Raw genomic sequence first — 15,809 nt, 5'->3', positions numbered from 1 at the left:
CGACAGTAACTATATTATCATATACTCTTCAAATTTAAAAGAAAAGACTGTTAACATTTAGTTTGTCAACAGTCTGAGACACCTTTTTAAAGGTGCCTATATGTTATTTGGATAGTATTTTTTAATAATATCAAGTGTGAGAGCATTGTTTTCTACTATTTCACCATAGAAATATCCACTTGGTTTAAGTGTTCTTTCATAAGTTTCATGATTAACTGAAGCTAATCCAAATGTTGGTGTATAAGTCCCCCATTCCCAGTTATCTAATAATGACCAATGAAGATAACCTAATACCTTGACTCCACTATCCATCGCCTGCTTGACAGCCTGTAATACAGCCGCAATGTAAATGACACGATATTTATCATTCTTGCAAGCAATACCATTTTCAGTAATGAGAACTGGTTTATCCTTTAATCTATTGAGACAATGGAATATAACCTCTGGACAAATATCATCACTAAAATATGGAACATCTAAACTATGAATACTGCTTGCTTCATAACGATCAAATCTAAACATTGCTTTTCTACTATTAATCAGCTGTCTTGTATAAACATTCACTGCCCAGAAATCACATGTATCCTTTAATTCAGGCATATAAATAGCATCATGGAATGGAACAACAATCTCCCCTGTTCTTATTGCATGTAAGAAGAATTCATTTTCCATATAATCAATATAATCTGCCATGATCTGATCTGGTTTATCTGTAACACCTCTCATTGGTTTCTTTTCAGCATAATTCATAGGAGATGAGACAGGCTTATTAGAATATTTCTTAATGACATGATATGCCTTGGCATGATACTGAAGCAAATTAATACTTTCTTCAATTGTATATTCAAAGACGATATTCATTTCATTGATAATGAGCCAGCATTCTACATATTCATCATATTCTGGTACAACCTTTTCCACATATTTTAAGAAATAGTCAAGATTATCCATAGTTTTAAATGCACCTAACTGGTGAAACCAGACAGGATGTGAATTATGATGAAGTGTTAAACATACTTTAATGTTATTCTTCTTTAATTCTTTCAAGACATCTCTATAATGTTCAATCTCTTTTTCATCAAACTGCCCTTCTACTGGTTCAATACGTGACCATTCCAAAGACATGCGATATGAGTTTAAATGCATCTTCTTTAGTAATGCGATATCTTCTTTGTACATTTCATAGCTATTACATGCACGTCCTGCCATTTGATAAGGTACACCACCATAAGCAAACTTAGGTGCAATCTCCTTATCATCATAAAATGAATTGTTGTTACCTTCAATCTGTTGTCCTGCAGTAGAAGCACCCCATAAAAAATCTTCTGGGAATGTAATATCTGAATATTCTAGTATATTAATCATTTGCTTTTTCTTCCTTGATTCTATTTTCTTCTTCTAATGCCTGTTTATCTAACATCTTAAAGAATGGATACCAGATAACACATGATAAAACAACTGCAACAAGTTCATAGATACCTGCACTAATGCTTCCATTGACCATACCATGAATAAATGGTGGAAGAGATCCTGTTCCAAGAATACCAATATAAGGTGCAATGATATGAAGTTTCATGAGTAAGTAACCTACAGATGACACAACAATTGGGCATACAATAAATGGAATGATTGTCATAACATTCAACATAAGTGGTAAGCCAAAGATAACTGGTTCATTGACACTGAAAATTCCACAAGGGAAAGTCACTTTACCAAATGCTTTATATCTTTCACTCTTAGCTGTGAAGAACATCATAATAACTAAACCAATTGTCGCACCACAACCACCAATACAAGCTAAATCCCATAAACCAAAGTTAATAGCATGGACAATCCCATGTCCTGCTGCAAGTGAGGCTGAGTTTTCTGACATATAACCTAACCAAACTGGAATAAGAATTGGTAAAACTGTCTGTGATCCATGAATACCGAAGAACCATAATAATTGGTCAATTACTAATAATAAGATAAATGCAGGGAAACTTCCTACTAGAGACTGTAATGGTGTCTGAATGATTGTATAGATAAAATCATTGAATGTCTTAAAATGAGTAACAGAGAAACCATATTTTACAAGTCCAAACACTAATACAATGACAACTGCTGGGATTAATGAAGTGAATGAGTTGCTGACCATTGGTGGAACACCTTCTGGCATCTTGATTGTAATATTCTTATTCATAAAGAACTTCATGATCTGAATGACAATCAATGAAACAACAATTGCTGAAATAACAGCTTTTGGTCCAAAATAAGCTGCATTAAACATATTAGTTGATACCATACCTTGCTTTTGTACAGTAATAGGTGCTAATAGAATGAATGCCACTAAAGAGATTACTCCTGTATTAAATGCATTCTTTTCAATGCCATAAACCTTGGCCCCATTATATGCAATAGAGAATGCCATAAATAAGCCAATAAGCTCTGTAGTGACATTAGGTACAAAATTAATGATAGTCAATAAGTGTGTTGCCTTTAAGAAATTCTGATAAGGTGCCCATGTGATAGAAGTTAAAACCGAAAAAATTGCTCCTACCATGATAACACCTAGAAGTGACATAGAACCTCCTGATACTGCCTGCAATGCTTTAATTCTAGATATTTTATTTGCAACTGGAATAAATTTTTCTTCCATGAATTGTATAAACTTGTTCATAATCATTCTCCTTTAATCCCATTGTTCTTAATAATATTCTGATACCAATAAAAACTGTTCTTCTTAATACGTGCACATGATTTTACATCTCTATTTGTACGATCCACATAGACAAGGCCATAACGTTTATTAAATCCTTCATGTGAACTAACAACATCTAAAAATGACCAAGGACAATATCCAAAAAGCGGATAACCTTCTTCAATCAGCTTATAACACTGATTAATATGTTTTGTCACATAATCAATACGATAAATATCATTTATTGAACCATCTTCTTCTATTTTATCTGTATAAGCCATACCATTTTCAGTAATAATCATTGGTAATTCATATCTGTCATAGAGATTTCTAATTCCAATATATAGACCATCTGGATCAATTCCAAAATGCATCCATTCTGTTGGTTTCAGTTTTTCATTATTCACAACATAGAACTGATCGCTGATATAGAACGGTGGCATTCTTGTGCATTCATCTTCAGGATATTTAGCTCTAACTGTGCAGCTTGCATAATAGTTTACACCAATAAAATCTGGATGATTATCTTTAAGATAATGGAGATCTTCTTCATTCATTTCTGGATAAACATCTCTATCCTTCAAATATTTTGTAAAGTGACGAGAGTAATGTCCCTTAATAGATAAATCAAGGAAACTCCATTGTACTTCATCTTCTGCATTCTTTGCAGCAAGCACATCTTCTGGTGCGGATGTTGCTGGATAAATCACCTGCATGGCAACTACATGACCAATTTTCCCATCAGGAACCATTTCTTTAAAATAACTTGTCGCAATCTTTTCAGCTAAAGTCATATGATATGACATCTGATAAAGATTCTTCTGTCTTAAATGTGGATCTTTTTCAAGATTCATATTCATATCATCAGGAGCTGTAGCACACATCTGTTCATTAATAGTTGCCCACATTTTAACCTTTGATCCAAACTCTTTAAAACAGATTCTGGCATATTTTACATATGCATCTACACATTTTCTACTCTTCCATCCTCCATACTTTTCAATCAATGCATAAGGCATTTCAAAATGATAAAGTGTAGGAAATGGCTGAATACCATTTTCAAGAAGCTCATCAATCAACTCATGGTAGAAGTTCAAGCCATTCTGGCTCACATTTTCACCATCTGGCATAATTCTTGTCCAGAAGAATGAAAAGCGGTATACCTTCATACCAAGTTCTTTCATCAACTGTACATCTTCTTTGACATGGTGATAATGATCCGAGGCTGTTTTATAGTCTGCTAAGCCATCTGGTATATGACGCATATCACTATTAGCAATACCTCTTTCTTCATTAAAACCACCTTCTACTTGAAAGGCACTTGTAGAAGCACCCCATAAGAAGTCTTTAGGAAATTCTTTGTTTTTCATATTCTTTTTCCTCCCTCTGATATCTTAATACAAAGTGAACTCATTTTTTTCGTCAAAAAAATGCTGAAGATGTCATATTCTCCAGCATAATTTCAGATTATGAAATTTTTCATATATGTGAGTAGTTAATATAGTAGTAAATGATGATTAACTCAATGGTGTACATCAAAGTAATACGTCCTTCTGTATTACTATTTGTCTTATTACATAAGATGACTTCATCACATGCACTAATAAGTTTACCAACTGTAATCATAGATATAGCCACAATCTTGCATTCTTTTTCTGTCAATATATCAACAATCTCTGTATTGCGATAAAAGAAACTTCCTTCTAAAGAGATAATGAAAACAAGAGAATGTGGTGCAAGTCTTTTCGCAAGTTCTAATTGTTTTTCATCAGAGACACCTAATTGAATCAAACGATTCAAACTTGCCATCTTATTTTGGAAATGAATACCTACATAATTAGCATATTCTAAACCAAATAAAGCAATTTCCTTCGCCTGATACATCATTTCACATACTCTATTTAATTGACGATAATCAATATGTTCAAAAGTGAATTGTATATTCTCTATAACATTTTCAGTATATCTTTGATAAATGGGCTTTAAGTCTTCAGCAGTTGCCATATTGATGCGCTTAGAGTAATCTACATCAATTGTCAAAGTATGATCTATATCACTCTTGAATTCTTTATAGCTATCATATCCCAGTGTTCTCACAAATCTTGTAATAGACGAAGAAGAGACGTAACACAAATCAGCTAAATCAAAAATAGTGAGTTCTGGAATCTTATTATAATTCTGTAATATTGTCTTAGCGATATCCGCATTTACTTCTTTACCATCACCATAATTCACAACGCTTAATAATTGTGACATGATTGAAATACCTTTTGGCATGAGTAACACCTCCATCCCTCTATTTTACTAAATCAAACTGTTACTTTACAAGTATGAAAAACACAGGAATCAAAAGATTCTGATTCCTGTGTTTAATAATAATGCATAAGTTGCAATAAAATTCAATACAAAGCTAACGATTCCTGTAATCAAGCATGCCTTTGCTTTATTAGGAGTCGTTCTTCTTTTCATGAAGAAGAAGATAACACCCATAAAAGGGAATAGGAATGAAATGATACATAATCCAACAGAGGCACGATCTTCTTCATAATAAGGACTAGTATAGCCATTACTAGAAGCATAGTCTTCCATATTTGTGTAGTCTGTTCTATTTTCTAATCTCACAGGTTCTCCACAATTAGGACAGAACTTTGTACCTGCCTCTAATTCTTTACCACATCGTGTACAATACATTTATTCACCACTTAATTTTTCATCAATAGCTTTTGCTGCTTTTTTACCAGCACCCATAGCAAGAATTACAGTAGCAGCACCAGTTACAACGTCACCACCAGCCCATACGCCTTCTTTAGATGTATGGTTAGTTTCTTCTTCAACGATGATACCACCCCACTTCTGGCAATCAAGACCAGGAGTAGTCTGTCTAATTAATGGGTTTGGAGACTGACCGATTGCGATAACAACTGTTCCACAATCAATAGTGAAGTTAGTACCTTCTTTTACAACTGGTCTTCTTCTACCAGATGCATCTGGTTCTCCTAATTCCATTTCTACACATTCAAGAGCTTTAACTGAACCATTATCACCATGAACAGCAACTGGATTAGTTAATAACTTGAAGATAATACCTTCTTCCTTAGCATGATGTACTTCTTCAGCACGTGCAGGAATTTCAGCATCACTACGACGATATACGATATATACGTTCTTAGCACCAAGTCTCTTAGCAGTTCTTGCAGCATCCATAGCTACGTTACCAGCACCTACAACACATACTGTATCAGCTACTTTTACTGGAGTAGGATGTTTAGGGAATTCATAACCCTTCATTAAGTTAACACGAGTTAAGAATTCGTTTGCAGCATAAACACCATCCAGGTTTTCACCTGGAATACCCTGGAAACGAGGTAAACCAGCACCAGCACCTACGAATACAGCATCATAACCACTTTCCTGTAATTCATCAATTGTGATAGAACGACCAACTACAACGTTTGTTTCAAACTTAACACCTAAGTCTGCAACACCATCAATTTCAGCCTGTACTAAATCTTTTGGTAAACGGAATTCTGGGATACCATAAGATAATACACCACCCGTTTTATGTAATGCTTCAAATACTGTTACATCATAACCACGTTTAGCAAGTTCACCGGCACAAGAAATACCTGAAGGTCCTGAACCTACAATAGCCACTTTCTTACCGTTCTTTTCAATCTTAGTTTCAGTTGGTTTACCATGATCTCTATGGTAATCAGCAACGAATCTTTCAAGTCTACCAATGGCAACTGATTCACCCTTGATACCTCTAATACATTTACCTTCACACTGGTTTTCCTGTGGACATACACGACCACAGATTGCAGGCAAAGCATTTTCTGTAGTGATGATTTCATAAGCTTTTTCAAAATCACCATTCACTACTTCCTGAATAAAATGAGGGATAGGTACATTTACTGGACATCCATCCACACAGCGAGGCTTTTTACAGTTTAGGCAACGAGCTGCTTCTTCCTGAGCCATCTCTTTTGTATATCCTAAAGCAACTTCTTTAAAGTTAGTTGCACGAATTTCAGGTTCCTGAGAAGGCATTTCTACCTTTACATTTGACATATTAGACATATTATTTAACCCCCTTCATTAAGTTACACATACGGTCTGCATTGCTGTCAACAAGATGTTCTTCTTCCTTGAACATTCTCTGTCTTGCCATTAATTCATCAAAGTCAACATTTAAACCATCAAAGTCTGGTCCATCAACACAGGCAAACTTGATCTTACCATCAACAGTAACACGGCAGCATCCGCACATACCAGTACCATCAATCATGATTGGGTTAAGTGAAACCATTGTCTTAATATCTCTAGGCTTAGTTACTCCAACAACTGCCTTCATCATTACAACTGGTCCAATTGCAATAACTTCATCATACTTTTCACCCTTATCAAGTAAATCAGTTAATACATCAGTAACAAAACCTTTTGTACCTACAGAGCCATCATTTGTTGCGATATATACATTATCACAGAATTCTTTAAAACGATCTGCCCATAATACATACTGTTCTTCACGTCCACCGATGATTACATCAACCTTAGTACCAAGTTCTGCTAGTTTTCTTAACTGTGGGAATAATGGCGCACTACCCACACCACCAGCTACACCGATTACGTGATCCTTCTTTTCAAGATGAGTAGGGACACCAAGAGGACCTACGAAGTCAGTGATATAATCTCCTTCTTCTAACTTAGCAAGCTGTTTAGTAGAGTAACCTACAATCTGATAAATTATTGTGATTGTTTCCTTTTCTCTATCATAATCAGCAATTGTAAGAGGGATTCTTTCTCCATCATCTCCTACACGTAAAATAATAAACTGACCTGGTTCGCATTTTCTTGCAACCATTGGCGCATGTACTTCCATTAACTGTACAACGTCATTAAGTACTTCTTTTTTTACAATCTTATACATATTCTCAATCCTTTCTGAATCTTATTTAATATTATCACATATTAGGTTTCTATTCAATGTCGCTTCATAGTAAATTAATGCGCTACCATGTGGTATTTTCAAGAATTGAGAGATTGTTGACAGATATAATTATTTGTGGTTTAGTTGTATGAAACAAGGAGAATATTTATGAGTAGAAGAGTTATATTTTTTGATATTGATGGTACTTTATCTACAGAAACAGACTTTACTGTTCCTGAAAGTACAAAGAAAGCAATCAAACTAGCTCAGGATAATGGACATATCCTGATGGTAAATACAGGACGTACTATTTGTATTATAGAAGATGTAATTAAAGAATTAGGATTAGATGGTTATATCTGTGGTTGTGGGACTAATATCTACTATCATGGTAAAGAAATCTATCATGCTAAACTTCCTTCAGAATTAAAGAAAGGAATTGTGAATAAAGCTATTGAATTAGATATTGATGCCGTATTAGAAGGTCCTGAATCTATTTATTTCCCTGAAACAATTAAGACAAAGACAGTTCAGGAAATCAAAGAACATTATAAAGATATTAAAGTAAATGTTCCTGTATATCATAAAGATGATGAACCTAATTTTGATAAGTTCACTGCATGGTATACACCAGAAGATGATATTGAATCATTTAAGGATGCATTTAAAGATGATTTAGAATATATCCAGCGTGCTGAAGACTTCATTGAAGTAGTTCCAAAAGATTGTTCTAAAGCAACAGGTATTCAAACATTTATTGATCTCATTGGTGCTTCTATTGATGATTGTATTTCTATTGGAGATTCTACAAATGATCTACCAATGTTGACTTATACTAAGGAATCAGTAGCTATGGGCAATTCTAATCCTGTTCTATTTGATTATGTAACGTATATTACAACTGATATTGAAGATGATGGTATCTACAATGCCTTAAAACACTTTAACGTCATCTAATCAAAAAGCAGCCCTTCTAGGCTGCTTTTTGAAATGATACGATTTTTTCTCCATGGAATGAGACTTGTCCCTTTTGTCCTTCTAGATATTCATGAGGTTTTGTTACTTTGAGTACAATTTCTTTACCAAGTTCTGATTCAAATATGATCTTATCTTCAAGGACTTCTTTTACAATCACATCTTCAGTGATGTAGTATCTTGTTAGGAACAAATATAAGAACAACAATAGTAGAAAAATAAAAAGCACAAGATTCACCTCTTTCTTATACAATTATTGTAACAGAAAAGATGTGTAATACTTGTGATTTTTTGACTTTAAAATAATTTTTTTATGAATGGGATTTTCAATACAATATATAGAATCAGTACGCCGCTCATATTCAGAATGATATCATCTATATCTGCTGATCCAACCTTCCAAATATATTGAATGACTTCTACTCCTACAATCATAAATAAGAAAAAGAAGAAATAAGGTTGAAATGAACGCATTGGTTTAAATAAGACATATACAAAATACCCAAAAGGCATAAACAACATGACATTCCCAATCATATTCAGAATGATATTCTTAATAGGTAATGTATGTCTTGTATAAGCTGTGTAATAAAGAAATATTGTCTTTAATGGGCTGATATTCACACTACTTATAACTTTAACATGTCTTAATGCTGGATTAAGGAACAATTGATAAGTAAGATTTATAAGGTAGATGATGAATGCGATACTATGAAGTATATAAAACATTCTTCTTTTATTTTTTACTACATTTCTTGCACCATAAGCGTAACCCACCAAACCAATCATCTGAATAATAACAAGTACAAATGTCTGTGTAATAGAAAACTTGATTGTATAAGAAATGATATCTATTAATTGAATAATGAAAGCGACAGCTGCAATGAGCAAGAATATATAACGTTTATGTTTCATGACAGTGTCCTCCGACATGTCATTTTAATTTGTTCACTTGTGAGTGTCAATAAACAATACTATTTAACATAATTTAACACAAAAAAAGAGGAAAGCCGTAAGGATTTCCTCTTAGTGGTTTTAAGAATTATTTCTTAGCGAATGGAGATTCGTAATCGTAGATTGTTTCTAGGATAGCTTCCATATCTTTAACCATAGGCATTCTTGGGTTAGCAGGAGTACACTGGTCTTCGTATGCGTTCATAGCGATTCTATGTACTGATTCTTCCCAATCAGCTTTGCTGATGTTCTGTGACTTAACGTTTACAGCACCACCAACTTTTACCCATAACTTTTCAACAGCCTGTGCGAACATTTCAACACCTTCTGCATCAGTCTTTGGATGTAAGCCGATTAATTCTGCTAATTCTCTATATTTCTTATCTGCCTTATAGTCTTCGATCTTTGGCCAGATGTTTAACTTAGTTGGAACTGTACCATTGTATCTGATTACATGTGGTAATAACATACCGTTAGTACGTCCATGAGGAATATGCCATTCTCCACCGATCTTATGAGCTAATGAGTGGTTCATTCCTAAGAATGCGTTAGCGAATGCCATACCTGCGATTGATGCAGCGTTATGCATCTTAATTCTAGCATCAGGATCACCTTCAAGTACTGACTTTTCAAGGTTTTCGAATACTAACTTAACAGCCTGTTTTGCCCAACCATCAGTGAAGTCAGAAGCTAAGATTGAAACATATGCTTCAATAGCATGAGTTAATACGTCGATACCAGTATCAGCAGCGATTCTTGGTGGCATAGACATAGCGAATTCAGGGTCAACAATTGCGATTGTTGGAGTTAAAGCGTAGTCAGTTAATGGATATTTCTTGTTTTCCTTAGTATCAGTGATAACTGCGAATGGAGTTACTTCTGAACCTGTACCTGAAGTAGTTGGGATACATACTAACTTAGCTTTCTTACCAAGTTCTGGGAACTTGAATGCTCTCTTTCTGATATCCATGAATTTCTGCTTGATGTCGTCGAAGTTAACTTCTGGATGTTCATACATTAACCACATAACTTTAGCAGCATCCATTGAAGATCCACCACCGATAGCGATGATTGTATCAGGCTGGAAGCTCTTCATGATTTCAAGACCCTTAAGAGTCATATCTAAAGATGGATCTGGTTCAACGTCGATGAATAAGTCAACGTCTACTTTGTTACGTCTTCTTCTGATAACATCTTCGATCTTTCCTACATAACCAAGGTCATACATACCTCTGTCTGTAACGATCATTGCTTTCTTCATTTCCTTCATATCTCTAAGATATCTGATTGAATTTCTTTCGAAATAAATCTTTGGAGGAAGTTTAACCCATTGCATATTGTTGTTACGTCTCCCTATTCTCTTAATATTTAGTAAGTTAATAGCACTTACGTTGTTTGATACTGAGTTATGACCATAAGAACCACAACCAAGTGTTAATGAAGGTAAGAATGCATTGTATACTGAACCGATACCACCGAATGTAGATGGAGCGTTTTCAATAATACGGATAGCTTTGATTCTCTTACCGAATGCTTTAGAAATTTCATGATTAGTAGTATGGATTGCAGCTGAATGTCCTAAACCGTTGAATTCAACAGTCTGAGCAGCCTTTTCAATACCATCTTCAGTAGAGTTTGCTTTGATCATACCTAATACTGGAGAAAGCTTTTCTCTAGTCATTGGTTCGTTAGGACCGATTTCCTTAACTTCGCAAACTAAGATCTGAACATCATCAGGTACTTTGAAACCAGCCTGTTCAGCAATCCAAGTAGCGTTCTTACCTGGAACGATGCTGTTTAATCTAGCTTCATTTACGTTTTCACTGTATGCTGTTGCACCGAACATGAACTGTTCAAGTTTCTTCTTTTCTTCTGCATTACAGAAATGTACATGATAACGACCAAGTTCTTTCTTGAATTCATCATAGATTTCGTGATCTACAACAACAACCTGTTCAGATGCACAAATCATACCGTTATCGAATGATTTTGATAAATAAATATCGTTTGCTGCCATTTTGATTTTACAAGACTTTTCTACGTATGCAGGAACGTTACCAGCACCTACACCTAAAGCAGGTTTACCACAAGAGTAAGCAGCCTTAACCATTGCGTTACCACCAGTAGCTAAGATAGTAGCAACACCTGGATGATTCATTAATGCACTAGTTGCATACATAGTTTTCATTGGTAACCACTGGATTACGTTCTTAGGAGCACCAGCTTTTACTGCAGCATCTAACATTACCTTAGCAGCCATAACTGAACAGTCATGAGCACCTGGGTGGAATGAGAAGATGATTGGGTTTCTAGTCTTCATAGCGATTAAAGACTTAAAGATAACTGTAGAAGTTGGGTTTGTTACTGGAACGATACCACAAACAACACCAACTGGTTCAGCAATTTCAGTGATACCAGTAAGTGGATCTTCACTAATAATACCTACAGTCTTTGTATGACGCATGTTGTTAGTAACATATTCACAAGCGAATAAGTTCTTAACAGCTTTGTCTTCAAATACACCACGGCCAGTTTCTTTTACTGCAGCTTCTGCAAGAACACCGTGCTTATCAAGACCAGCAACTGACATCTTTGCTACGATGTAGTCAACAGTTTCCTGGTCAAAACCTTCGAATTCGTCTAATGCTGTTAATGCGTTATTAACTAACTCATCAATGCAAGCATCAGTCTTTTCTTCTGTCCATTCTTCAACTTTCTTTTCGACTTTCTTATCAGCCATTTTTATATCCTCCATTGACCAAAATATTTCTTTTTCATATTTTGTAAGTTCACTATACATGACTTCTTGTGAAAAAACAAGCATACTTTTGTGAAAATTTACACAATTTGTAGAATGCATTTACTGAAAACGTTTGCAGTTTAGGGATATCCGATTAGGTATTTTTCTGCGTAGTTTTTATCAAAAATTTAAATTATAATCATTTTTTATAGTGATAGATTACTCTCAAAATTGTGAACGTTTACTTTTAAAGTCTTTCACTAAATATTTCCACTGTCTTTAGTATATCTCTTGCAACATTCATCTTATCCTTGAATAAAGCACTCATACTACCAACTGACTTGAAAGGATCCTGCAATAAGACCTTCCTATCTTCAATGAAACCATTCTTCACAATATAATCTACAATCAATTCTACAAAGTGAATCTGTCTAGAATTCAAGCTCTGATCATCTAAGAAACGTGAGAACTCAGCCATAGCAGCTTCTCTATCTAGTCCTACAATCTTTCTAATTAATCTTGTGATAGGTGTATCACCAAAGTGTATTCGATAATCGTCTTTACTACCTAAGTCTATCCATAATAAGTTTTCTAGATGTTTCATTTCATCTGGAGTGATCACTTGATTATGTCTGAGCTTATAGATAGCTTCATCATCCTGATGCTCTTTTAAATAATGCTGGACTTTTTCTTTATAGTTCTCTAGTCCTTCATCATTATAGAAAGCATCATTCACCTTTGTTTCAATGATTTCATCAGTAAAGTGTGTATCTATAGGCTTTACCGGATCATCTTTTGTTAAGTACTTAATAAGTCCTCTAATCTTCTCACGTAATACTTCCAAATCAAAGTAATTGGCAGTTTTCCAATAATCAGGATCTTTTGCACATTTCAAATATTCAGCATTTCTTGCAATATCAGGAGTTGCTTGTTTTTTATAAAGTTCATTTGCGATGGCAATGACATTGTTGATAACTGAAGTAGCATTATAATGATTTAAATAAGCCATCTCAATCATATACATCTGTCTGTCAAAGAATTTAGCTTGTGTATCTTCGTCATGAATCACAACAAGTGAAGATAATTCATCCTTGATATAGTGTGTATCCATTTCATTGAGATTTCTCCAGTTATCTGGATTTTTATATTGGTGTACATACTTCAAACGCAATTTTACATTAAAACTATCTTCATCGAGTGCTTGAATATAACCTGACATTTCTTTGATCTGTTTGTTGATTTCATCAACATAATCCTGGTCTGTTGCATTCTGTTCAAGTGCATAAAGAATATCAACACGCAACTTATAAATACGTTGAGAAAGTGATTCTACAATACCAGATTTTTCAGCATTCTTGTTTACTCTGAAATATTCCATATTTCCTAGGTAATCAAATATTAAGAATTCTTTCTTGTCGTCTCCTGGACCAAACAAATCTTTTCTAAGTCTTGTACCTCGTCCAATCATCTGCCAGAACTTCGATTTACTTCTTACCTTCTTAAAAAACACAAGATTAACGATATCTGGTACATCTATACCTGTATCTAGCATATCTACACTAATAGCTATTTGAGGATAACTGTCTGTTTTACTGAATCGATCTATCGCATTTTGTACATATTTTGTATTGAATGTAACAACTTCAGCGAGCTTCCCTTTATATTCAGGATAGAGTACATCAAATCTTTCCTTGATCTTATGTGCGTGATCTTGATTAGCAGCGAATATAATAGTTTTACCTATCTTATCTCCTCCTTCGATTTTAATACCATGTTCCATTAATTCTCTGATTACAGTATCAATTGTATCTAAATTAAAGATAAATTTGTTTAGTAGAGATGATTCGATTGTATCAACATCAGGGAAAAGTGTATCAAATTCTTCCTTCTCCTCTTCCGATAAATCATCATAGCAAATACCTTCTTCTAAGAACTTTAGTTTTGTTTCATAAGAATGGTAACTGACTAAATATTTATCTTTTACAGCTTTTTCATATTCATAAGCATATGTAGGAACACCTGTCTCTAAGTCAAATATAGAATATGTATTCATACTTATACTGTCTTTAGGTGTTGCAGTCAAACCTATGAGTAAGGCATCAAAGTAATCAAATATATCTTTATACCTGTTATATATACTACGATGACTTTCATCAAGAATAATGAGATCAAAGTGTCCTGGTGTAAATAAACGATTTCCATCTTTTCTTCTTGTTTCATCAATCGCATTCATCATTGTAGGATATGTACTAAAGATCATCCTTGATACTTCTGGATCATCTTTATTTTCACAAAGGTTACATGTAGTCAAAGATGGCAAAAGGTTTACAAAGCTTTTCTTTGCCTGTCTGACTAATGCAGTACGATCAGCAAGGAATAAAATGTTCTTTGCCCAATCTGCTTTAGTGAGTACATCTACTAAACTTATCGCAACACGTGTTTTACCACTCCCTGTTGCCATAACAAGTAATGCTTTACGACTTCCCTTTTCAAAGTCTTCACATGTTCTTACAATAGCTTCTTTCTGGTAATAACGGTTTGTGATGGCATCTTGTATAACAGGTTTAGAAATACTTCTACGAGTATCTCTTCTATCAATAAGTAACTGTATCTCATCCTGAGAGAAGATAGAAGAAATCCTTCTATCCGGATACATCATGTCATCCCAAAGAAATGTTTCATAACCATTTGTATAGAATATAACAGGTCTTAATCCATATTCCTTTTCAATGCAATCTGCATAAAGCTTAGCCTGATTACGTCCAATACGAGGATTTGCACTTGTTTTTTTAGCTTCTATAACAGCAATAATCTTTCCAGTTCTACCACGTAATATATAATCTACATAACCATCTTGAGACTCTGTTGGCATATGATGTACAGGGAATTCTACTTGTACATTTGTATCAAAGTCCCATCCAGCTTCTTTAAGTTGCAGATCAATAACAAGTTTTCTTGTCTGCCATTCAAGAGCATTATTAACATCAATATACTCAACAGCTTTCTCTTCTTTTCTCTTAGCAGCGCCTTGTTTTCTTAATTCCACATTTTCAGCAATAACTCTAGCAAGTTCTTCTTTTTGTTTTGCTTCTTTTTCTTTTTGTTTAGTAAGAATCTCTCTGATCTGTTCTTTAAGATCCTTATTCACAAACATATGTGTTTGATCAGGTAACTTAGCAGGATCAAATTTAGGTAACTGTTCCTGGTAATTTATTCCATATGAATAATTAATCCAGCTAATAAGTCTATAGAGATTATTCAAAGCAAGTACTGCTTCTTCTCTATTCACCTTAGCATTTGTATGATGCGTTGCATAGTTACCCAATTTAACTATATATTTAATACCTTCATAAATATCATTAGGAACAATTTGTTTAAATGTGTATTCATTGACTAACGCACTTAGATTATCTCTATATGGCATCTGTAAGTCTATATCGTTCTTATACATGTAATGAACTGCTTGTTCTAATGCACGTCTTGTAAGCATTGCACAGGATGAAGGTGATACCATAAGTCCTTTTTCTGCT

Annotated in this window: 12 protein-coding genes; 1 reads left to right on the top strand and 11 read right to left on the bottom strand. The window is 34.2% G+C overall.

Features of this window, described 5'->3' with window-relative positions:
* Nucleotides 1-96: 96 nt before the first annotated feature.
* The 7 genes from EAI80_RS05255 to EAI80_RS05225 all read right to left on the bottom strand — a co-directional run bounded on the left by EAI80_RS05255 (nt 97) and on the right by EAI80_RS05225 (nt 7,610).
* On the bottom strand, nt 97-1,365 hold the full coding sequence (locus tag EAI80_RS05255) for a family 1 glycosylhydrolase (protein ID WP_129981206.1): 1,269 nt from the start codon (nt 1,363-1,365) through the stop codon (nt 97-99).
* Entirely contained in the window at nt 1,358-2,659 is a 1,302-nt protein-coding gene (locus tag EAI80_RS05250; protein WP_129981205.1) for a PTS transporter subunit EIIC, read from the bottom strand. The genes EAI80_RS05255 and EAI80_RS05250 overlap by 8 nt, the downstream gene beginning before the upstream one ends.
* 2 nt (nt 2,660-2,661) lie before the next feature.
* Nucleotides 2,662-4,050 carry a glycoside hydrolase family 1 protein gene (locus EAI80_RS05245; protein WP_129981204.1) on the bottom strand — a complete coding sequence of 463 codons (1,389 nt, stop codon included), beginning with the start codon at nt 4,048-4,050 and terminating at the stop codon, nt 2,662-2,664.
* 109 nt (nt 4,051-4,159) lie between these two features.
* On the bottom strand, nt 4,160-4,957 hold the full coding sequence (locus tag EAI80_RS05240; RefSeq protein WP_161220284.1) for a MurR/RpiR family transcriptional regulator: 798 nt from the start codon (nt 4,955-4,957) through the stop codon (nt 4,160-4,162).
* Nucleotides 4,958-5,026: 69 nt separating this feature from the next.
* Nucleotides 5,027-5,371, bottom strand: a complete 345-nt coding sequence (locus tag EAI80_RS05235) for a zinc ribbon domain-containing protein (RefSeq protein ID WP_129981202.1) — start codon at nt 5,369-5,371, stop codon at nt 5,027-5,029.
* Nucleotides 5,372-6,760 (bottom strand): NADPH-dependent glutamate synthase, encoded by a 1,389-nt coding sequence (gene gltA, locus EAI80_RS05230; protein ID WP_129981201.1) that lies wholly within the window; start codon nt 6,758-6,760, stop codon nt 5,372-5,374.
* A gap of 1 nt (nt 6,761) precedes the next feature.
* Nucleotides 6,762-7,610, bottom strand: a complete 849-nt coding sequence (locus tag EAI80_RS05225; RefSeq protein ID WP_129981200.1) for a sulfide/dihydroorotate dehydrogenase-like FAD/NAD-binding protein — start codon at nt 7,608-7,610, stop codon at nt 6,762-6,764.
* Between the two features lie 168 nt (nt 7,611-7,778).
* Here EAI80_RS05225 and EAI80_RS05220 point away from each other — a divergent pair, with 168 nt between their 5' ends.
* A complete protein-coding gene (locus EAI80_RS05220; protein WP_129981199.1) occupies nt 7,779-8,567 on the top strand; it encodes an HAD family hydrolase in 789 nt (262 codons plus the stop codon).
* A 16-nt stretch (nt 8,568-8,583) separates the two neighbouring features.
* Here the strand turns inward: EAI80_RS05220 and EAI80_RS05215 are convergent, their stop codons facing one another.
* From EAI80_RS05215 to EAI80_RS05200, 4 genes are all read right to left on the bottom strand, one after another.
* Nucleotides 8,584-8,814, bottom strand: coding sequence for a hypothetical protein (locus EAI80_RS05215; protein WP_129981198.1), 231 nt, complete (start codon nt 8,812-8,814; stop codon nt 8,584-8,586).
* 68 nt (nt 8,815-8,882) lie between these two features.
* Nucleotides 8,883-9,500: a VanZ family protein gene (locus EAI80_RS05210; RefSeq protein WP_161220283.1), complete on the bottom strand. Its 618-nt coding sequence runs from the start codon at nt 9,498-9,500 to the stop codon at nt 8,883-8,885.
* A gap of 127 nt (nt 9,501-9,627) precedes the next feature.
* On the bottom strand, nt 9,628-12,279 hold the full coding sequence (gene adhE, locus EAI80_RS05205) for a bifunctional acetaldehyde-CoA/alcohol dehydrogenase (protein WP_129981196.1): 2,652 nt from the start codon (nt 12,277-12,279) through the stop codon (nt 9,628-9,630).
* 247 nt (nt 12,280-12,526) lie between these two features.
* Nucleotides 12,527-15,793, bottom strand: coding sequence for a DEAD/DEAH box helicase family protein (locus EAI80_RS05200; RefSeq protein WP_129981195.1), 3,267 nt, complete (start codon nt 15,791-15,793; stop codon nt 12,527-12,529).
* Nucleotides 15,794-15,809 lie beyond the last annotated feature (16 nt).

The organism is Catenibacterium sp. co_0103 (assembly GCF_004168205.1).
GTDB lineage: Bacteria > Bacillota_I > Bacilli_A > Erysipelotrichales > Coprobacillaceae > Catenibacterium > Catenibacterium mitsuoka_A.
The sequence above is the reverse complement of the archived record's forward strand: the minus strand, read 5'-3'. Positions and strand labels throughout refer to the sequence as shown.

Coding starts and splice junctions, on each gene's coding strand:
- EAI80_RS05255 (WP_129981206.1), bottom strand. CDS start 1,365: ATGATTAATATACTAGAATATTCAGATATTACATTCCCAGAAGATTTT.
- EAI80_RS05250 (WP_129981205.1), bottom strand. CDS start 2,659: ATGAACAAGTTTATACAATTCATGGAAGAAAAATTTATTCCAGTTGCA.
- EAI80_RS05245 (WP_129981204.1), bottom strand. CDS start 4,050: ATGAAAAACAAAGAATTTCCTAAAGACTTCTTATGGGGTGCTTCTACA.
- EAI80_RS05240 (WP_161220284.1), bottom strand. CDS start 4,957: ATGCCAAAAGGTATTTCAATCATGTCACAATTATTAAGCGTTGTGAAT.
- EAI80_RS05235 (WP_129981202.1), bottom strand. CDS start 5,371: ATGTATTGTACACGATGTGGTAAAGAATTAGAGGCAGGTACAAAGTTC.
- gltA (WP_129981201.1), bottom strand. CDS start 6,760: ATGTCTAATATGTCAAATGTAAAGGTAGAAATGCCTTCTCAGGAACCT.
- EAI80_RS05225 (WP_129981200.1), bottom strand. CDS start 7,610: ATGTATAAGATTGTAAAAAAAGAAGTACTTAATGACGTTGTACAGTTA.
- EAI80_RS05220 (WP_129981199.1), top strand. CDS start 7,779: ATGAGTAGAAGAGTTATATTTTTTGATATTGATGGTACTTTATCTACA.
- EAI80_RS05210 (WP_161220283.1), bottom strand. CDS start 9,500: ATGAAACATAAACGTTATATATTCTTGCTCATTGCAGCTGTCGCTTTC.
- adhE (WP_129981196.1), bottom strand. CDS start 12,279: ATGGCTGATAAGAAAGTCGAAAAGAAAGTTGAAGAATGGACAGAAGAA.
- EAI80_RS05200 (WP_129981195.1), bottom strand. CDS start 15,793: ATGGTATCACCTTCATCCTGTGCAATGCTTACAAGACGTGCATTAGAA.